We start from the raw sequence: 19460 nt of genomic DNA, 5'->3' as shown, positions 1-19460 counted from the left end.
GGATCAGAGGAAATCGTCGCGGCGCGGGGTAAAGCAGTCGATCAGCTCGCCCTCTTCCAGACACAGGCAGCCATGCTCGATATGGCCGGGAATGACGAGGCTATCGCCCTTCTGAAGATCGTAGGCTTCGCCGTCGCGGTAAAAGCGGAAGCTGCCGCTGGCCACATAGGTGGATTGCACATGCGGATGGCTGTGCAGCCTGCCTTCGGCGCCGGTCTTGAAGCGGAAGGAGACCACCATCAGTTCCGGCGCTTCGGAAAGCACGGTGCGCTCCACGCCATCGTTGGGGGAAACGGTGGGGAAGGTCGGAAGCTGCTGCATATCGTTCTCCTCAGTCATGCAATGCGGTTTAAACAGGCCATCTCAGCGCGGCGCGCGCAACATGGATCGATAACGCGTCTGGCTGCTTTTCAGGTGGCTGCGCATGGCGCTGCGCGCCGCCTCCTCGTCGCCGTCCTGTATCGCGATCAGGATCGCTTCGTGTTCACCGACGAGCCGGGCGAGATCGGCGGGCGAAAGCACGGTTTCCGTACCGTTTTCGGCGACGGCGCGGCGCGGAATGAGGGTGGGGCCGAGCACCTGCAGAAACTCGCTGAAGCGGGGATTGTTGGTCGCTTCGGCAATGGCGAGATGGAAGGCGAAATCGGCCTCCGCTGTCGGCACGCCCTTAGTGGCGCTGGCGCGGAAGGCATCGAAGGCCTCGATGATCTTTTCCTCCTGCGCCGGCGAACGGCGAATGGCGGCAAGACCGGCGGCGTCACCTTCAACGGCGGTGCGCAATTCCAGCATTTCGATCAGCGACGAGACGCGCGCAAGATCGACATTGTGGAAGGGACGCCGCTCAGTGGGTGCGGGTTCCAGTACGAAAACACCCGCGCCCTGACGCGGCTCCACCAGACCGTCAGATCGCAGCGAGGCGATTGCCTCCCGCACCACGGTACGGCTGACACCGAATTCCTGCGTCATCTGCGCTTCGGAGGGCAGGCGTTCGCCCGTCTTGTAACGGCCCTTGGCGATCTGGCTGCGGAGTTCCTCCGAAACCTTCACCACAAGCGTTCTGCCTTGTGGAGCTGCCGGTTCGGAGCTTGTCGCTTTTGTCATCTTGGTCGCCGTTCTAAAAAATGTCGGTTGCGTGCACCGTTCCTCGATACGTCATTCGCGGCCTGGCATGCAATCCCGCCTTTTTAGCGGGAAAGGTCCGTGCGACATTTCACGTCTCCTTGAAGATCGGGTTGTCGACAAACACGCCACCCTGAAAGCGGACTACCGCGTCGCTCGGGTCCGGTTTGGGAGCCGTCCGCGCGATGTGCTCCCGGAAGGCCTCGGCATTGTCCTTCGGTTTCCATCCCAAAAAGCCGAGATGCGAATTGTCCCACCAGCTGGCATCATTGGCCGACGCACCCCAGACGACCGGGCAGCCGAGAACGGGTGCGCGGAACGCCGATTCGATCAGCGACACGAAATCGTCATGCGAGAACCATGTGGACAGCATGCGGTAATTGTTGGGTTCCGGGGTGCAGGAGCCGATGCGCACAAGCGCCGTCTCCTGTCCGAATTTCTCGAAATACAGGCGGGCGAGGTTTTCGCCGAAACATTTGGAAACGCCGTAGAGGCCGTCCGGGCGGAAGGGAACATCGGGACCAAGCCGTTCGGTCTGGGGATAATAGCCGATCGTATGGTTGGAACTGGCGAAAACAATTCGCGGCTGGCCGTGGGCGCGGGCGGCCTCGTAGAGATTATAAAGCCCGATGATGTTGCCCTGAAGGATTTGTTCGAAAGGCTTCTCCACCGATATGCCGCCGAGGTGAACGATGCCGTCGCAACCGGCAACCATGGCATCCACTGCGTCTGCATCCGCAAGGTCGCATTGCATGCATTCCTCATTCGGGCCTGCCGGATCGAGCGGGGCGAGATCGGCAAGGCGAATGGTCTCGGCCATCGATGCAAGGCGTTTGCGCATGACGCGGCCAAGCTGGCCCGCAGCACCGGTAACAAGAAGCCGTTTCATTGCCATTCTCCCTCAGCGTTGTACGTCCCTGGCGTGGTCGAGATATGCCTATGCCTCTTGACCTTGTCATACAGATCGTACAAAAAGCGGATAACATATATTATGTGCCATACGCAACAATCATGAAGGATGAGTTTGATGTTGACCGTCGAAACAAGGCAGGCCGTGAACCCGGAATATGCAAAAACGCTGGATACCGAAGGGCTCCGCCGGCATTTCCTCGCCAACGACATGTTTCGTTCCGGCGAAATCAGGCTGATCTACACCCACTATGACCGCTTCGTGATGGGCGGCGCGGTGCCGAACGGTGCACCGCTGACGCTGGACAAGGTGGAAGAGACCAAAACGCCGTCCTTCCTCGACCGGCGCGAGATGGGCATCGTCAATATCGGCGAGACCGGCACGGTCAGCGCCGGCGGCGAGACCTATACCCTCAATCGCGGCGATGTGCTTTATCTCGGTGCAGGCAGCGGTGCGGTGACCTTTGACGGGGCAGGGCGATTCTACATCACCTCCTGCCCGGCGCATCGCAGCCTGCCGGCGAAGCTCGTGACACTGGCCAATAGCAAGGAGGTCAAGCTCGGTGCGACCGAAACCTCCAACAAGCGCACCATCAACCAGTTCATCCATCCGCTGGTCATGGAAAGCTGCCAGCTGGTGCTGGGTTATACGACGCTGGAGGACGGTTCCGTCTGGAACACTATTCCTTCCCACATTCACGATCGCCGCATGGAGGCCTATCTCTATTTCGGCATGGATGAAAAGTCGCGCGTGCTGCATCTGATGGGTGAGCCGCAGGAAACCCGGCATCTGTTCATTTCGAATGAAGAGGGTGCGATTTCCCCGCCCTGGTCCATTCATTCCGGCGCCGGCATCGGTTCTTACACTTTCATCTGGGCCATGGCGGGAGACAATGTCGATTACACCGATATGGACTTCATCCAGCCGGGAGACCTGAAATGAAGAATCCCTTTTCGCTTCAGGGGCGTAAGGCGCTCGTCACAGGCGCGAATACGGGGCTTGGCCAGGCGATTGCGGTGGGGCTCGCCGCTGCCGGCGCGGAGGTGGTCTGCGCCGCCCGCCGCGCGCCGGATGAAACGCTGGAGATGATCGCCAGGGACGGCGGCAAGGCCAGCGCTTTGTCTATCGATTTTGCAGATCCGCTGGCGGCGAAGGACAGTTTTGCCGGCGCCGGTTTCGATATTCTCGTCAACAATGCCGGCATTATCCGTCGTGCCGATTCCGTCGAGTTTTCCGAACTCGACTGGGACGAGGTGATGGACGTCAATCTCAAGGCGCTGTTTTTCACCACCCAGGCTTTTGCGAAAGAGTTGCTGGCGAAAGGCCGGTCCGGCAAGGTGGTCAATATCGCTTCACTCCTCTCCTTTCAGGGCGGCATTCGCGTGCCGTCCTATACGGCGGCGAAACATGGCGTCGCGGGCCTCACCAAGCTTCTGGCGAATGAGTGGGCGGCAAAGGGCATCAATGTGAATGCGATTGCGCCCGGCTACATCGAAACCAACAATACCGAAGCGCTGCGCGCGGATGCGGCCCGCAACAAGGCCATTCTCGAGCGTATTCCGGCCGGCCGCTGGGGCCATTCCGACGATATAGCCGGGGCGGCGGTTTTCCTTGCCTCGCCGGCGGCGGATTATGTGCATGGCGCCATTCTCAATGTCGATGGCGGCTGGTTGGCGCGCTGATCTGTTACAGATTTCAACAATTCATCATACAACATGTATGATGAATTGTTGACAAGCATGCGGCAACCGGGTTAGGTGGCTTCCAGTCAATGAATTTGCAAAGGAATACCAAACATGAACCCTGAACAAATCAAGGCGGCGCTCGGCTCCGGCCTGTTGTCTTTCCCGGTCACCCATTTCGATTCCGAGGGCCGTTTCGCCCAGGACAGTTACAGGGCGCATGTCGAATGGCTTGCCGGTTATAAAGCGCCGGTGCTGTTTGCCGCCGGCGGCACGGGCGAGTTTTTCTCGCTGAAGCCGGATGAAATTCCGACCATCGTTTCCGCCGCCAAGGATGTGGCCGGTGAAACCGCCATCGTTTCCGGCTGCGGTTACGGCACCGAGATCGCCGTCGATATCGCCCGCTCGGTCGAAAAGGTCGGCGCGGACGGCATCCTGCTTCTGCCGCATTATCTCATCGATGCGCCGCAGGAAGGCCTTTATGCCCACATCAAGAAGGTGTGTCAGTCGGTCGGCATCGGCGTCATGGTTTATAACCGCGACAATTCCGTGCTGCAGGCGGATACGCTGGCGCGTCTCTGCGACGAATGCCCGAACCTCGTCGGCTTCAAGGACGGCACCGGCGATATCGGTCTCGTTCGCCAGATCACCGCCAAGATGGGCGACCGCCTGATGTATCTCGGCGGCATGCCGACGGCGGAACTGTTTGCCGAAGCCTATCTCGGCGCCGGTTTCACCACCTATTCCTCGGCTGTCTTCAACTTCGTGCCGGGCCTTGCCAATGAATTCTACGCCGCTCTGCGCGCCGGCGAACGCGCCACCTGCGAGCGTATCCTGACGGAATTCTTCTATCCGTTCATGGCGATCCGCAACCGCGCCAAGGGTTATGCCGTCTCCGCCGTCAAGGCCGGCGTTCGCCTGCAGGGCTTCAACGCCGGGCCGGTGCGCGCGCCGCTGAAGGACCTGACCAATGAGGAAATCGGCATGCTCGACGCCTTGATCGGCACGCACAAGCGCAAAGCCTGATTTGGAGGCCTGATCGAGACAAGCGGGAGGGGAGCCATGAAGATCACAGCGGTGCGCACGCATCTGCTCGAACATTGCCTGGACACGCCGTTCGAAAGCGCATCCATGCGTTTTGACCGCCGCGCCCATATTCTGGTGGAAATCGAATGCGACGATGGAACCGTCGGGTGGGGCGAATGCCTCGGCCCGGCGCGGCCCAACGCCGCCGTGGTTAAGGCTTACTCAGGCTGGCTCATCGGCCAGGACCCGCGTGAGACCGAGAAGATCTGGGCCGTGCTTTATAACGCCCTGCGCGATCAGGGCCAGCGCGGCCTCAGCCTCACGGCCCTGTCCGGCATCGATATCGCGCTGTGGGACATCAAAGGCAAGCATTACGGTGCTTCCATCTCGATGCTGCTCGGCGGGCGCTGGCGCGAAAGCGTGCGGGCCTATGCCACCGGCAGCTTCAAGCGCGATGGCGTCGACCGCGTTTCCGACAACGCCTCCGAGATGGCGGAGCGCCGGGCGGACGGCTTTCATGCCTGCAAGATCAAGATCGGCTTCGGTATCGAGGAAGACCTCCGCGTCATCGCCGCCGTGCGCGAGGCGATTGGGCCGGATATGCGGCTGATGATCGACGCCAATCACGGCTACACCGTCACCGAAGCCATCGCGCTCGGCAACCGCGCCGCCGACTATGGTATCGACTGGTTCGAGGAGCCGGTGGTTCCCGAACAGCTCGATGCCTATGCCCGGGTGCGGGCGGGCCAGCCGATCCCGGTTGCGGGCGGCGAGACCTGGCACGGGCGTTATGGCATGTGGCAGGCGCTTTCCGCCGGCGCCGTGGATATTCTCCAGCCCGATCTCTGCGGCTGCGGCGGTTTTTCCGAAACGCAGAAGATCGCGGCGCTCGCCACGCTGCACGGCGTGCGCATCGTGCCGCATGTCTGGGGCACCGGCGTACAGATTGCGGCAGCCCTGCAATTCATGGCGGCGATGACGCCCGATCCGGTGCGGGTCAATCCCATCGAGCCGGTCATGGAATTCGACCGCACCTATAATCCGTTCCGGCAGGCCGTGCTGAGCAAGCCGATAGAGGCGGTAAACGGCGTCGTCACGATCCCGAACGGCCCCGGCCTCGGAATAGAGATCAACCGCGACGCATTGATTGAATTCAGGATGCCAGACCCGTGAGCGAACTTGTCAGAAAACTGAGCGGCACAGCGCCCCGGCCCGCTTTCCCGAAAGGCGCCGTCGATACGCAGATGCATCTCTATCTGCGCCACTATCCCGCCCTGCCGGGTGGACCGGGCCTGCCGCCGGGCGCTCTGCCCGGACCGGAGGATTATCGCAGCCTCATGCAATGGCTCGGCATCGACCGGGTCATCATCACCCAGGGCAACGCCCATCAACGCGACAACGGCAACACACTCGCCTGTGTCGCGGAAATGGGCGAGGCGGCCCGCGCGGTGGTCATCATCGATGCCGGTACGACCGAAAAGGACATGGAACAGCTTGCCGCCGCAGGGGCCGTCGGTGCGCGTATCATGGATCTGCCGGGCGGTGCGGTAAACCTGTCCGAGCTGGAAGCCGTGGACGAGCGCGCGCATGCGGCCGACTGGATGGTGGCGGTACAATTCGACGGCAATACGCTGCTCGATCACCTGCCGCGCCTTCAGAACATCCGCTCGCGCTGGGTGTTCGATCACCACGGCAAGTTCTTCAAGGGCATCAAAACCGATGGCCCGGAAATGGCGGCGCTTCTGAAACTCATCGACCGCGGCAATCTCTGGTTCAAGTTCGCCGGCGTCTACGAAAGTTCGCGTGAGAGCTGGCCCTATGAGGACGTCGCCGCCTTTTCGCGCGTCATCGCCGCCCATGCGCCGGAACGCATTGTCTGGGGCACCAACTGGCCGCATAATTCCATCCGCGAAACGGCGGCCTATCCCGACGATGCCCGCCTTGCGGAACTCATACTCGGCTGGCTGCCGGATGAAGCGGCGCGCCACCGTGCGCTGGTGGAGAACCCGGAAGCGTTGTTCAAGCTGCCGCCAGTCACGGCGGCATAGGTCAATCCGGGATGACCGGAATCCACCGTAACAAGGCCCCGCTATGCCGGGCCCTTTTCCGTTTCAGTGGCAAGCAGCCGCTGCTGTTCGTGTTCGTCAAAGGCCATGAGATTGCCGTGCCGGCTGCGGCGTATGCGGTTCATATGGTCGCGTGGGCTTAACCCCAATGTCCGTTTGAACATGCGCGAGAAATAATAGGGATCGCCATACCCCACTTCGGCCGCCGCCGCCGAGACCGAAAGCCCCGCCTCGAGAAAATGCATGGCGCGTTCCATGCGTTTGAACTCCTGATATTTACGTGGCGTCCGTCCCACCCGTTTCTGGAATTCGCGCAGAAAATAGTCGCGATTATAGGGAGCCGCCTCGGTCGCCCGGCCGGCAATGTCGGGGTCGAGCGGATTGGCCGAAATCATGGTGATCGCCTTCATCACCGCAAGGTCGAGGCCTTCCGTCCCCTCCGGCTGGAAACTCGGGCGGTCCACCCATCCGAGGAAAGCGTCGTCGATGAAGGCGATGAGAAGCACCATGAAAAGATGGTGCTGGCCAAGCGTGACGGAGGAGGGCGGGGCGCTCTGCCGGTAGTGGCGCACCAGCGGTTCCAGCAGCGGCCAGCGGCTCAGCTTCACTTTGGGCTTCAGGTCCATCTGCGCGATCAGGTTGTGGCGGCCGTAAATATCCAGCGTGAAATGCTGCGCCACCCCGCGATAGGTGACGGCCTGCTCGTTCCAGCCGACAAAGCGCTGGCCCCGGAAAATCAGCATGGCGTCACCCGGCTCCAGCACCCGCGCCTCGCCATCGACGAGATAATGCCCACGCCCTTCCAGACAGATGATGAGATCGTCCACTTGGTTGGATTTGTCGATCTGCCAGGTGCGCGAATGCTCCATCTTGATCGTTGCGCGCGTCAGGTTGAGGTTGAGCGCCGCAGGCGGAACGGACGACAGAATGCCACCTTCGATTTCGTCCATCTTTTTCCTCGTCTTTGTTAATTCACCTTGGCGCGGAAATTTGGTTTTGTCACCGCATAAATTGCTTTTACGCGCCGTATCAATGAGGGAGGAGATCGGTCGCGGCGAGAAATTGTGCCATCACGCGCGTGCCGCCGGCCGTTCCGGGAGAATCACTTGTACGAAATTGTATTCTGTCATTCGCGTTCCACTGGGACGCGAGGAGGAGCATTATGAAATCTCAGCGCTTCCTCGGGCTGGGATATCTGACGCCTTATATCGTCGGGCTTTTGGTCTTCACGGCCATCCCGTTTCTCGGCTCGCTCTATCTCAGCTTCACCCGTTACGATCTGATGAGCGATCCCAGCTGGGCGGGGCTGGCCAATTACGAGCGGCTGTTCACCCGCGACCGCACCTTCATGAAATCGCTGAACGTTACCCTGTTCTACGTGTTTCTGACGGTGCCGCTGAAGCTTGCCTTCGCGCTGTTCATTGCGGCCATACTCAATTATAAGTTGCAATTCATCAACTTCTTCCGCACCGCCTTTTACGTGCCGTCCATTCTCGGCGGCTCCATCGCGATTGCGGTTCTGTGGCGCTATATCTTCGCAAGCGAGGGACTTGCCAATATGGCGCTGGCCGCCATCGGCCTGTCGCCGGTGGACTGGTTCGGCGATCCCGGCAATGCGCTTTTCACCATCACGCTGCTGCGCTGCTGGCAGTTCGGTTCGGCCATGGTGATCTTTCTCGCGGCGCTGCAATCCATCGACAAGTCGCTTTATGAGGCCGCCGCCATCGATGGCGCGGGCAAGGTGAGAACATTCTTCTTCATCACGCTGCCGCTTCTGACGCCGGTGATCTTCTTCAACCTCATCATGCAGATGGTTCAGGCATTCCAGGAGTTCAACGGACCTTACATCATCACCCAGGGCGGGCCGCTGAAGTCCACTTATCTCTTGCCTCTTTACATCTATGACGAGGCCTTCAAGAAGTTCAACATGGGCTATGCCTCCGCCATCGCCTGGGTGCTCTTCACCATCATCACCGTGCTGACCCTCGTGGCCTTCTGGTCCTCGAAGAAGTGGGTCTATTACGCCGGCGACAAGCGGAACTGATGCCATGACCGATATCGCAATCCTAAACGACATGCAGGCGGCCCGCCGGGCGCGGCTGAGGCTCGTCTCTACCTCGGTCCGCTACGTGCTTCTCTTCGCGGTCGGCCTCATCATGCTCTATCCGCTGATCTGGCTGGTGGGCGCAAGCTTCAAGACCAATTCGGAAATCTTCTCCGGCGCCGGCTTCATCCCCGAAAACCCGACGCTGGATGGTTATATTCGCGGCTGGGAAACTTCGACGCCCTATACATTCGGCCGGTTCTTCTGGAATTCGTTCCTGATTATCCTGCCGAAAGTCATCGGCACGGCGATTTCCTGCACCATGGCGGCCTATGCCTTCGCCCGCTTCGATTTTCCGCTGAAGAAAGTCCTGTTCGGCTCGGTCATCGCCATCCTGCTGCTGCCGAATGTCGTTACCCGCATTCCGCAATATATCCTGTTTCGCGATCTCGGCTGGCTGGACAGTTTCCTGCCGCTCTGGGTGCCGTCCGCGCTCGCCGGCGATGCCTTCTTCGTCTTCATGCTGGTGCAGTTCCTGCGCTCGCTGCCATCGGACATGGAAGAGGCCGCCCGGGTGGATGGCGCCAACAGCCTGCAGACGCTGATTTACATCGTCGTGCCGATGCTGGCCCCGGCGCTGATCTCGGTCTGCCTGTTCCAGTTCATGTGGACGATGAACGATTTCCTCGGGCCGCTGATCTACCTGTCCTCGGTCGACAAATATCCGGTGAGCCTCGCGCTCAAACTCTCCATCGACACCACCGAAGCCTTCGAATGGAACCGCATTCTGGCGATGTCGGTGCTGACGATCGCGCCTGCGCTGATCGTGTTCTTCGCGGCGCAACGGTATTTCATTGAAGGGATCTCGTCTGGCGGGGTCAAGGGCTGAAAATGGCAAGCGTTCAACTTAAAAATCTCGAAAAAATCTATGGCGGCAGCTTCAAGGCCGTGCACGGCATCAATCTCGATGTCGAGGATGGTGAGTTCATGGTGTTCGTCGGCCCTTCCGGCTGCGCCAAATCCACGACGCTGCGCATGGTGGCGGGGCTGGAAGAAATCACCGGCGGCGAAATCCTGATCGGCGACCAGCGCGTCAACGACCTGCCGCCCGGCAAGCGCTCTATCGCCATGGTGTTCCAGAATTATGCGCTTTATCCGCATATGAAGGTGCGCGGCAATCTCGCCTTCGGCCTAAAGATCGCCGGTGTCGCCAAGCCAGAGATCGAAAAGGCAATCGACAATGTCGCGCGCATTCTCGAAATCGAGCCGCTGCTCGACCGTCTGCCGAAACAGCTCTCGGGCGGGCAGGCGCAGCGTGTGGCGCTGGGCCGCGCGCTCATCAAGAAGCCCGGCGTGTTCCTGTTCGATGAACCGCTGTCCAATCTCGATGCCAAGCTGCGCGCCTCGATGCGGGTGCGCATCACCGATCTGCACCGTCAGCTGAAGGCGGAAGGCCTGTCCTCGACGGTCATTTACGTCACCCATGACCAGACGGAAGCCATGACCATGGGAGACCGTATCTGCGTCATGCAGGCCGGCCGCATCATGCAGGTCGCGACGCCGAAGGAGCTGTACAACCATCCCGCCAATCTTTTCGTCGCCGGCTTTATCGGCACACCGGAAATGAACCTGGTGGATGTGGCAATCGACGGCGCGGAATTCGTTATCGCCGGCCAGCGGCTGCCCATCGGTGCGCATCTGGAGCAACGGCTTTCGGCGAGATCCGCAGATGCCGTCATCGGAATCCGCCCGCAGCATCTTTCGCTGGCGGGAGAAGTCGATGGCCCGGCGCTGCACGCGAAACTCACCAATGCTGAATTCATGGGCCACGAGGTCTATCTGCACGCCGATCTCGGCGGTCAGAAAGTCGTCAGTGTCGTTGGCGCGGCCGAATTCGAGGCACTCGGGCGCGACGGCATCCTGCGGCTGAAGCCGGACCCTGAGAAGCTGCATATTTTCGACAAGGCCGACGGTCGCAACGTCTCGCTGTGAGGAGCGGACGGGCGTGCCTGATTTTTCGAGGAGGAGAAGAACAATGAAGACGATGACAAGAATGATGGCGATGCTCGCCGGTGCCGCTTATGTGGCGATGGCGACGGCTCCGGCGGCGGGTGCTGCGGAACTGCGCATGTCGTGGTGGGGCGGCGAAAGCCGCCACGTCGCCACCCAGAAGGCGATTGCCGCCTGTGGGGAGAAATACGGCCACACCGTCAAGGGCGAATTCACCGGATTCGACGGTTATCTGGAAAAGCTCACCACGCAGATGGCCGGCAAGACGGAGGCCGATATCGTTCAGGTCAACTGGCCGTGGCTGCCGCTGTTTTCCAAGAACGGCGAAGGTTTTGCCGATCTGCGCCAGCTGAAACCGCTCGATCTTTCGCAATGGGCCGAGAGCGATCTGGATGCCGGTTCGATGAACGGTGTGTTGCAGGGGCTTTCCGTTTCCACCACCGGTCGCGTCTTTTTCTTCAACGCCACCACCTTCGAAAAGGCCGGCGTGGAAATTCCGAAGACCTGGGACGAGTTTTTCGCGGCAACCAAGACCATCAAGGAAAAGCTCGGCAAGGACTATTACACCTTCAATGCCGTGAAGGAGACTGCCCAGCTTCTGGTGACACTGGCTGTCGTACAGAAGACCGGCAAGGATCTGGTCGATCCCAAGACCAACCGCGTGGCCTGGACGCCGGAGGAGCTTGCCGAGGGTATCTCTTTCGTCGGCAAGCTGGTCGAAACCGGCTCCATCCGCTCCCAGAAAGAGGAAGCGGCCGACGGTAATGTCAATCTCTATGAAAAACCGTCCTGGTCGGAAGGCCGGATTGCCGGCTCCTATGAATGGGATTCGACCTATTCGAAATATGCCGATCCGCTCAAGGAAGGGCAGGTTCTGAAACCGTTCCCGATGCTGAAGCTTGCCGATGCCGTGACAGAGGGCGTCTATCGCAAGCCTTCCATGGTGTTTTCGATCTCGAAAAACTCCAGGAACCCGGAAGCGGCCGCGCAAATCCTGAACTGCCTGCTGAACGAACCGGAAGGCATCGATGCGCTCGGTACCTCGCGCGGCCTGCCCGCGTCGAAAGCCGCGGCTGCGCGTCTGGGCGATAAGGGTGAGCCGGAAGTGCGGGCCGCCAACGCCATCGTCATGGCGGCATCGGGACCGGTGGTGTCACCCTTCAACGAACACCCGGAAATCCGCTCGGGCTTCATCGATACGCTTGAGGAATATGCCTATGGCCAGCTGACGGCGGAAGAGGCGGCCGAGCAGATCATCGATACGACCAACGATGTTCTTGCCAAATTTGATTGACGACAATGGCCCGCCGCCGCCTCCATGGCGGCGGGCTCCCTATCCGGCTGCCGGATGATGTGAGGCATGTCCGCTAACGGTTTGGCCGGACAGGCACCAAAGACGAGAAGAGAGCATGAACGAACCCCTTATCATCGCGTCTTCGGCGCGAACGGCAGCGCTTTGCCTTGCTGTGCCCGGCGCTCGATATTTCCTTCCGTACAAAACGGCATGGCGTCTGACGTCGGCGGATGGCGACGAACGGCGCGGCGAAACAGCGTCCGTGGTGACGCTGCTGCATGGTCTCTCCCCGGATACCCGCTATGTCTTCGAAGCGGAGGGGTTCGGGCGGCTGGAGTTCAGAACCGCCCCCTGTGCCGGGCTTGTCGAGGCTGCGGAATTCTCCCCCATGCCGGATGTTGCGCTCGATGATGAGACACGCGCGCGCGCCAATGCGCAGGCGCTGGAAAGGGCCGTGGCTGCGGTGCCGCACGGCGGCACATTGCGTCTCTCGGCCGGTCTCTGGACAGCCTTTCCCGTTCGCCTGAAAAGCAACATGACCTTCCACCTTGCCGAAGGAGCCGTGCTGCGCGCGCCCTCCACCCGCAGGGGCTGGCCGATCCTGCCCGCCCGCGATGAGGCAGGCCGCATGCTCGGAAGCTGGGAAGGCTTGCCGGATGCCTGTTTTGCCGCGCCGGTTCACGCCATCGCGGCAGACAATCTCGTCATCGAGGGCAGGGGCGTTCTCGATGGCTCCGGCGATAGCGGCGATTGGTGGAGCTGGCCGAAAGAAACCCGCGACGGCGCGCGCCGGCCGCGTGGCCTGCATCTCGTTTCCTGCCGGAAGACAAACCTGCTCGGTTTCACCATCCGAAACGCCGCCTCATGGACGATCCATCCGCAGGGCTGCGAAGACTTGATTGCCGCCGGCCTCAGCATCGTCGCACCCCATGACAGCCCGAACACCGATGGTTTCAACCCCGAAAGCTGCCGCAACGTCACGATATCAGGCGTGCGCTTTTCCGTCGGCGACGATTGCATCGCGGTGAAGGCGGGAAAGCGCGGCCCCGATGGCGAGGACGATCATCTCGCGGAAACGCGCGGCGTTCGGGTGCGCCATTGCCTGATGCAGCGCGGCCATGGTGGGCTGGTGATCGGTTCGGAAATGTCCGGCGGTGTGCGTGACGTGGCGGTTGAGGATTGCGATATGGTCGGCACGGATCGCGGCCTGCGCCTCAAGACACGGCGCGGGCGGGGCGGTACCGTCAGCAACATTGCCATGCGCCGGGTGCTGCTGGATGGCGTGCAGACCGCGCTTTCCGCCAATGCCCATTACCATTGCGATGCCGATGGACATGACGACTGGGTGCAGTCGCGAAACCCGGCGCCGGTTGATGGCGGCACGCCCTTTATCGACGGCATTACGGTGGAGGACGTCGAAATCCGCAATCTCTCCCATGCGGCCGGCGCTTTTTTAGGCCTTGCCGAAGCGCCCATCCGCAACATCGCCATCCGCAATCTCACCATCGTCTCGCGCGATCCTTCGGCCATCGCAACGCCGCCGATCATGGCCGACCGGGTGCGTCCCATGCGTCATGAGGCGATTGTTTTCGAGCAGGCGCATATAGTCTGCGATAATCCCGCCCTGTTGAGCGACGCGTCCGTTTCCATTGTGTCAGATTCCGATTGAGAAAACCGATGAAAGCCACTGAATATTTTGATCAATTCTCCAGTCGCTATAAACATTACAAGGGCGGAAGCTGGTGTTACGAGGATGGATGCGTCTATCGCGGCCTGCAGCAGCTGTTCGAGGCGACCGGGGAAGCGCGCTGGAACGACCATCTGCATCGTCTCGCCGATGCGCAGATAGCGCCAGACGGCACGCTCGCCGGGTACGATCCGCAGGAATATAATATCGACCATATCCTCGCTGGTCGTATCCTCTTTCCCCTTGTGGCGGAAACGGGCGATCCGCGTTACCTCGCTGCGGCGGAACATCTGGCGGGGCAACTGCGCAGCCATCCGCGCATCGCATCCGGGAATTACTGGCACAAGAAGCGTTATCCGCATCAGGTCTGGCTGGATGGGCTTTATATGGGACTTCCTTTCCAGATCGAATACGCTCAGGCGACGGGCCGGGCGGAACTGATCGACGATGCGGTGCGGCAGTTTTCAGCGGCGCTCGCGGCGACCGAGGATAGCGCTGGGCTCTATGCCCATGGTTACGACGACAGCCGCAGCCAGCGCTGGGCCGATCCTCAAAGCGGCAAGTCTCCCGCCATATGGGCGCGTGCGGTCGGCTGGCTCGCCATGGCGCTGGTGGACGCGCTGGCCATCCTGCCGGATGACGGCGCGACGGCGGCGCTTTGCAACAAGACGCAGTTGCTTCTGGCCGGCATCATCGCACGGCAGACTGAGGCCGGCCTCTGGATGCAGGTTCTCGACAATCCGGGCCTTGCGGGCAATTACGAGGAAACATCCGCCTCGGCCATGTTTGCCTATGCCTTGCTGCACGCAGTGCGGTTGAAGCTCGTGCAGGGCGAAGAGGTGAATGCCGCCCTCTCGGCGGGTCGCCGTGCGCTTGAGGCGCTTCTTGAAACGCGGCTGAAAGCCGATGAAGAGGGCGTGACCCGCCTCATCGGCATCGTTCATGTCGCGGGCCTTGGCGGCTTTGAGGGCAATTATCGCGATGGAACGCCGGAATATTATCTGACCGAGCCGGTGGTGTCCGACGATGCCAAGGGCGTCGGGCCGCTGATGATGGCCTATGCCGAAAGCCTGCTTCTGGCTAAGCCGCAGGCGCAGACTGTTTCAGCGGCGTGACGTCACGCCGCCCTTGCGAAGATCACGGTCTGGATCAGGCCCTGTTTCTTGTGGTTGGCAATGGTGATCGTGCCGCCGAAGCGCTCGATGATTTCCTTGGCGATGGCAAGACCAAGACCCACGCCGGGGATTGATTTGCGCCGCGCGAGGTCCACCCGGAAGAAGGGTTCGAAAACCCGCCCGATCAGTTCCTGCGGAATGCCGGGGCCTTCGTCCCTGATGGTCACGACGATTTCGCTCTCGTCTCCGGTCAGATCGATATGCGCCTTCTTGCCATGGGTAACGGCGTTCAGGATGAGGTTGCGCAGGGCTCTCTTCAGCGCCAGCGGGGCCGCCTTGATGGTCATGGCGGCCTCCGGCTCGATGAAGTCGAGTGCGCCCGCATGGCCGAGATCGGATACATCGTTGACGATTTCGCTGAGAAGCGTGCCGATGTCGATCGTCTTGACGCTATCCTGGCTGACCTCTTCCCGCACCAGAAGAATGGCGCTGTCGGCGATGGCGTCCAGCTCCTCGAGGTCCGCCAGCCATTTGGCCCGTTCCTCGTCGTTTTCGATGAATTCCGCCCTCAGCCGCATGCGGGTCATCGGGGTTCTGAGATCGTGGCCGGCGGCGGCGACGAGGCGCATGCGGCTTTCCATCGCCGCCTTCAGGCGGGTGGCGAGTTCGTTCAGCGCCCGCGCCGTGGCGCGGATTTCGCCTGGTCCGGTTTCCGGCAGGTGCGGCAGCGAACCGTCAGGCCCGATGCTGGCGGCGGCATTTTCCAGCATGTCGAGCGGGCGGGTGATCTTGCTGGCGGCAAAGATCGAAACGGCGGCGCTGCCGAGAATGATCAGCCCGATCCACATGCCGAAAATCTTCCAGCCGCCCGGCGGCGGACCCATATGCGGGATTTCCGCGACCAGCCAGCCGCCTTTTTCCAGCGCGATAGCCGCCACGGGGGCAGGATTTCCCGGCGAGCGGATGACCATCGCGGTGCGCGGCTCTCCGATACGGGCCAGCGCCTTTTCCAGAAATTCCGAGAGCATGCCGTCGAGATCGCCTTCCGGCGGCTTCTGCTCGATCTGGAAATAACCGGGCTGCTGCACGGAGGGATCGCGCTCGGCCATGGCCACGGCAAAGGCGAGGCTGCGGGCCAGCGGCTCGATGGTGGCGTCGGGCGGCGGCGGCTGCAATGTTCGGTCCGCCACAAAAGTCGCAAGTGCGATGACCGCGATGATGGAGACGATCATCAGCGCCGTGATGCGGTTTTTAAGCGAGCTCATCGCTGCACCGGCAGGGTTTTGACCTGAACCGTCATCTGGTAACCGCCATTGCGCACGGTCTTAAAGATCGGCGTTTGCGTGTCGGCGTCCAGCTTCTTGCGCAAGCGACTCATCAGCACGTCGATGGAGCGGTCGAACGGGCCGCGATCCTTGCCCTGCGTGAGATCGAGAAGCTGATCGCGGGAAAGCAGCCGGCCGGGCCTGTCGAGAAAGACTTTCAGAAGATCGAATTCCGCTCCCGTCAAATCGATCTTTTCACCGCTGGCGCGGATGACGGAGCGCTGCTCGGGATCGGCGGTGAAATCCGCAAAACCATAGGCGGCGGATGAGGGGCGGGGGGCTTCCTGCGGCGTGGCGCGGCGCAGCACGGCCTTGATGCGCGCGGTCAGTTCGCGCGGATTGAAGGGTTTGCCGAGATAGTCGTCGGCGCCGATTTCCAGCCCGACGATGCGGTCGACATCTTCCTTCAGCGCTGTCAGGAGAATGACCGGCGTGCGCGGCCGGCGGCCTTGCAGATCGCGGCAGATATCGAGGCCGGAGCCATCGGGCAGCATCACGTCGAGTACGATGAGATCGGGATCGGAGCTCGCGATCTTTTCCTCGAACTCACGCCTGTCGGCGGCCATCGACACGCGAAACCCCTGCGAGCCGAGATATTTCGCGAGCAATGTGCGTATTTCCGGATCGTCATCGACGATCAATATATGTGTCACCGAAACTGTCGTCATATCGTCCAACCTTTTGATGCCACTATACATAAGCGCCGAAAAGAAACGGCGGATTTTTGCAACGAAAGCTTTCCGGGGCCGTTCTGGCAACATTCGGTTACAAATAGGCGGTTTGCGGAAGCAGGCCGGAAACATTCGGACCAAAGCCGGAAACGCGATGCACCTATCGTCCTTTCATGTTGGAAAACGGAAGGAAGGTAAGATGAGAAACTCGCTACTGGCCACCGCCGTCATCGCGACAGCAATTATCGGCGTTTCCGCCGCCGCGCAGGCAGCGGAAGAGAATGCGCCCGCACCCCAGGCGACCGAACAGGCTGCGCCGCCGCCCGCCAATCTCGATCTCGGCCCGGGCATCGGCCCGGATCGGGGTCCGGATGAAAGGCCGCTGCCGCCGCATATGCGCAGAATGCCCGGCCCGGATGTTCTCGGGCTGGCGACGAAGCTTTCGGCGGCCGAAATCTATCTCGGCGTCACGCCGGAGCAGCTCGGTCCATGGCGCGCCTATACCACGGCGCTGATCGATCTCGTTTCCCCCGGTCCGGAGCGCAATCCGCGTCCGCCGGTGGCGGGTGAAGGCAAGGCCAAGCCCGAGCCGCGTCTTGCGGGAGAGGAGCTGGCAGGCATCATCGCGCAGAAGGCGGAAAAGGCCAAAGCCTTGCAGGACGCCGTTGCGGCGCTGAAACCGAAGCTTTCGCCGCAGCAGGTGCTGAAGCTTGCCGAACTCGAGCGTGCGCTGATGCCACCTCCGCCTCCCGGCCCGCGTCATGGCCCCGCAGCGCGCGGCGGCTTTGCTCCCCCGCATGGCGATATGAGGCCGCCGGTTCCCGAGGCGGAACGGGGCTGAGGCAACTATTCGAAGTTTCCTCCTTTAATCTGCCCCCCAGTAAAGGAGGAAATCAGCCGGCAACGGCTGGAGCCGGGGGATCGCACGCCTGCGATCCCCCGCGTGATTTTCAAGCAGGAAGACGATGATGAGATATTTCTATCTGGTGCTGGCAACGGCTTTTGGTTTGAGCTTTGCCTGGTCGATGGCCGTGGCAAAGGACAAGCCCGTGCAACAGCCGGCGGCCAAATCCCGGCAGGATGAACAGCGGCGTCAGCCCGCCTGTGCGAAGGATCAGCGCGAAAAGACGGATTCCAAACGTCTTCGCAGCACCTGCCGCAAGGCCGCGGCGCGAAAATCCGCCTCTGCCTATGAATGGATCGAGGCGGATAGGGGTTTCATCCTCGTGAAACACGAGATGACGCCGGTTTCTTCCTTCGAATGAACCGGCTGGACAGGACATCAAGATGAAAACGGCACGCAAAGCAGGCGCATTGCTGGCGGTTGTCGCTCTCGCTGTGGGCGGCTACTGGCTGTCCTCGCAATATACGCGGGCGGCCACACCCGACTACATAACCGCACCGGTGACGCGCGGCGATATCGAGCAGACGGTGCTGGCAACGGGAACGCTGAAACCCGTTCGCCTTGTCGCCGTCGGCGCGCAGGCCTCCGGCCGCATCACCGCCGTCAAGGTGGCGCTCGGCGATACGGTCAAGGCGGGCGATCTGATCGCCGAAATCGATTCCGTTACCCAGACGAACAGCCTGCGCACGGCGCAGGCGGCCCTTGCGAACGTGAAGGCGCAGCGGGTGGAGAAACAGGCGACGCTTGTTCTCAACCGCCAGAGCCTCGCCCGTCAGCAGGAGATGGTGTCGAAGAACGCCGCCTCCCGCGCCGATTTCGAAAGCGCCATCGCAGCCCTTGCCGTCACCGAGGCGCAGATCGAAGCCATCGACGCCCAGATCGAGGAAGCGCAGGTCGCGGTGGAAACGGCCGAGGCCAATCTTGGCTATACGAAGATCACCGCGCCCATCGAAGGCACGGTTCTGTCGATCGTCAGCCAGGAAGGGCAGACCGTCAACGCCACCCAATCCGCACCAACTATCGTCATTCTCGGCCAGCTCGACCGGATGACGGTGCGCACGGAAATTTCCGAGGCGGATGTAACGCGGGTCAGGCCGGACCTGCCGGTCTATTTCACGGTGCTGGGCGAGCCGCAGCAGCGTTACGACGCGACGCTCGCCTCAATAGAGCCGGCGCCGGAATCGGTGCGCAGCGATTCCAGCTTCAGTTCTTCGACCTCTTCATCCTCCAGCTCATCCTCTTCCAGCACGTCGTCATCCGAGGCGATCTATTATAATGGCGTGTTCGAAGTGCCGAACCCGGAAGGCAAGCTGCGCACCTATATGACGGCGGAGGTTCATATCGTTCTCGGCGAAGCGAAGGACGTGCTGACCGTCCCCTCGGCGGCCCTTGGCAGCATGGACAGCGACGGCAGCTATGCCGTGCGTGTGGCCGGCGCCGATGGCAGGGTTTCCGAGCGCAAGGTCGAAATCGGGCTCAACAACAAGGTCACGGCGGAAGTTCGTTCCGGCCTTGCCGAAAACGAGCGCGTGGTGACCGGCGAGCGTTCCACCGACACCACCACAAACGCCATGCCGGGGCCGGGCGGCCCGCCGATGGGGCTTTGA

At 61.4% G+C, this 19460-nt stretch carries 20 protein-coding genes; 14 read left to right on the top strand and 6 right to left on the bottom strand.

Going from position 1 to position 19460, the window contains the following annotated elements; translation table 11 throughout:
• Positions 1 to 3: 3 nt before the first annotated feature.
• The 3 genes from ACQZ60_RS25005 to ACQZ60_RS24995 form a co-directional block, all read right to left on the bottom strand.
• Positions 4 to 321, bottom strand: a complete 318-nt coding sequence (locus tag ACQZ60_RS25005) for a cupin domain-containing protein (RefSeq protein ID WP_448736346.1) — start codon at positions 319 to 321, stop codon at positions 4 to 6.
• Positions 322 to 363: 42 nt separating this feature from the next.
• A complete protein-coding gene (locus ACQZ60_RS25000; RefSeq protein WP_020812260.1) occupies positions 364 to 1101 on the bottom strand; it encodes a FadR/GntR family transcriptional regulator in 738 nt (245 codons plus the stop codon).
• A 109-nt stretch (positions 1102 to 1210) separates the two neighbouring features.
• Positions 1211 to 2008, bottom strand: coding sequence for an NAD-dependent epimerase/dehydratase family protein (locus ACQZ60_RS24995; RefSeq protein ID WP_448736345.1), 798 nt, complete (start codon positions 2006 to 2008; stop codon positions 1211 to 1213).
• A 138-nt stretch (positions 2009 to 2146) separates the two neighbouring features.
• On the opposite strand from ACQZ60_RS24995, the gene kduI reads away from it, so the two are divergent.
• The 5 genes from kduI to ACQZ60_RS24970 all read left to right on the top strand — a co-directional run bounded on the left by kduI (position 2147) and on the right by ACQZ60_RS24970 (position 6785).
• Positions 2147 to 2971, top strand: a complete 825-nt coding sequence (kduI, locus tag ACQZ60_RS24990) for a 5-dehydro-4-deoxy-D-glucuronate isomerase (RefSeq protein ID WP_080820777.1) — start codon at positions 2147 to 2149, stop codon at positions 2969 to 2971.
• The gene (gene kduD / locus ACQZ60_RS24985; RefSeq protein WP_078053632.1) at positions 2968 to 3711 is read left to right on the top strand and encodes a 2-dehydro-3-deoxy-D-gluconate 5-dehydrogenase KduD; all 744 of its coding nucleotides are present in this window, start codon (positions 2968 to 2970) and stop codon (positions 3709 to 3711) included. Before kduI ends, kduD begins: the two co-directional genes overlap by 4 nt.
• A gap of 114 nt (positions 3712 to 3825) precedes the next feature.
• Positions 3826 to 4737, top strand: a complete 912-nt coding sequence (gene kdgD, locus ACQZ60_RS24980; RefSeq protein ID WP_003522686.1) for a 5-dehydro-4-deoxyglucarate dehydratase — start codon at positions 3826 to 3828, stop codon at positions 4735 to 4737.
• Positions 4738 to 4773: 36 nt separating this feature from the next.
• Complete coding sequence (locus tag ACQZ60_RS24975; RefSeq protein WP_448736344.1) at positions 4774 to 5910, top strand: D-galactarolactone cycloisomerase; 1137 nt, start codon at positions 4774 to 4776, stop codon at positions 5908 to 5910.
• Positions 5907 to 6785: an amidohydrolase family protein gene (locus ACQZ60_RS24970; protein WP_448736343.1), complete on the top strand. Its 879-nt coding sequence runs from the start codon at positions 5907 to 5909 to the stop codon at positions 6783 to 6785. Before ACQZ60_RS24975 ends, ACQZ60_RS24970 begins: the two co-directional genes overlap by 4 nt.
• Positions 6786 to 6826: 41 nt before the next feature.
• On the opposite strand, the gene ACQZ60_RS24965 is transcribed toward ACQZ60_RS24970, so the two are convergent.
• On the bottom strand, positions 6827 to 7753 hold the full coding sequence (locus tag ACQZ60_RS24965) for a helix-turn-helix domain-containing protein (protein WP_020812254.1): 927 nt from the start codon (positions 7751 to 7753) through the stop codon (positions 6827 to 6829).
• A gap of 212 nt (positions 7754 to 7965) precedes the next feature.
• Here ACQZ60_RS24965 and ACQZ60_RS24960 point away from each other — a divergent pair, with 212 nt between their 5' ends.
• The 6 genes from ACQZ60_RS24960 (at position 7966) to ACQZ60_RS24935 (ending at position 14953) form a co-directional block, all read left to right on the top strand.
• The gene (locus ACQZ60_RS24960; RefSeq protein ID WP_020812253.1) at positions 7966 to 8847 is read left to right on the top strand and encodes a carbohydrate ABC transporter permease; all 882 of its coding nucleotides are present in this window, start codon (positions 7966 to 7968) and stop codon (positions 8845 to 8847) included.
• Positions 8848 to 8851: 4 nt separating this feature from the next.
• Positions 8852 to 9736 (top strand): carbohydrate ABC transporter permease, encoded by an 885-nt coding sequence (locus ACQZ60_RS24955; protein ID WP_020812252.1) that lies wholly within the window; start codon positions 8852 to 8854, stop codon positions 9734 to 9736.
• A 2-nt stretch (positions 9737 to 9738) separates the two neighbouring features.
• Complete coding sequence (locus ACQZ60_RS24950) at positions 9739 to 10839, top strand: ABC transporter ATP-binding protein (RefSeq protein ID WP_035264380.1); 1101 nt, start codon at positions 9739 to 9741, stop codon at positions 10837 to 10839.
• A 43-nt stretch (positions 10840 to 10882) separates the two neighbouring features.
• Positions 10883 to 12151, top strand: a complete 1269-nt coding sequence (locus ACQZ60_RS24945) for an ABC transporter substrate-binding protein (RefSeq protein WP_020809390.1) — start codon at positions 10883 to 10885, stop codon at positions 12149 to 12151.
• A 115-nt stretch (positions 12152 to 12266) separates the two neighbouring features.
• On the top strand, positions 12267 to 13820 hold the full coding sequence (gene pglA, locus ACQZ60_RS24940) for a polygalacturonase PglA (protein WP_031233593.1): 1554 nt from the start codon (positions 12267 to 12269) through the stop codon (positions 13818 to 13820).
• Positions 13821 to 13828: 8 nt separating this feature from the next.
• Positions 13829 to 14953 (top strand): glycoside hydrolase family 88/105 protein, encoded by a 1125-nt coding sequence (locus ACQZ60_RS24935; RefSeq protein WP_020809391.1) that lies wholly within the window; start codon positions 13829 to 13831, stop codon positions 14951 to 14953.
• A 2-nt stretch (positions 14954 to 14955) separates the two neighbouring features.
• Here ACQZ60_RS24935 and ACQZ60_RS24930 read toward each other — a convergent pair whose 3' ends face one another.
• Both ACQZ60_RS24930 and ACQZ60_RS24925 read right to left on the bottom strand, forming a co-directional pair.
• A complete protein-coding gene (locus ACQZ60_RS24930; protein WP_448736342.1) occupies positions 14956 to 16218 on the bottom strand; it encodes an ATP-binding protein in 1263 nt (420 codons plus the stop codon).
• A complete protein-coding gene (locus ACQZ60_RS24925; RefSeq protein ID WP_003522672.1) occupies positions 16215 to 16946 on the bottom strand; it encodes a response regulator in 732 nt (243 codons plus the stop codon). The genes ACQZ60_RS24930 and ACQZ60_RS24925 overlap by 4 nt, the downstream gene beginning before the upstream one ends.
• Positions 16947 to 17148: 202 nt before the next feature.
• Between ACQZ60_RS24925 and ACQZ60_RS24920 the strand changes: the two genes are divergently transcribed.
• The 3 genes from ACQZ60_RS24920 (at position 17149) to ACQZ60_RS24910 (ending at position 19460) form a co-directional block, all read left to right on the top strand.
• Positions 17149 to 17790 (top strand): hypothetical protein, encoded by a 642-nt coding sequence (locus ACQZ60_RS24920; RefSeq protein ID WP_448736341.1) that lies wholly within the window; start codon positions 17149 to 17151, stop codon positions 17788 to 17790.
• A gap of 127 nt (positions 17791 to 17917) precedes the next feature.
• Entirely contained in the window at positions 17918 to 18214 is a 297-nt protein-coding gene (locus ACQZ60_RS24915) for a hypothetical protein (RefSeq protein WP_035264377.1), read from the top strand.
• Positions 18215 to 18236: 22 nt separating this feature from the next.
• Complete coding sequence (locus ACQZ60_RS24910) at positions 18237 to 19460, top strand: efflux RND transporter periplasmic adaptor subunit (RefSeq protein WP_448736340.1); 1224 nt, start codon at positions 18237 to 18239, stop codon at positions 19458 to 19460.

It is taken from the genome of Agrobacterium sp. 22-223-1 (assembly GCF_053522385.1).
This window is presented reverse-complemented; position numbering and strand designations above follow the sequence as displayed.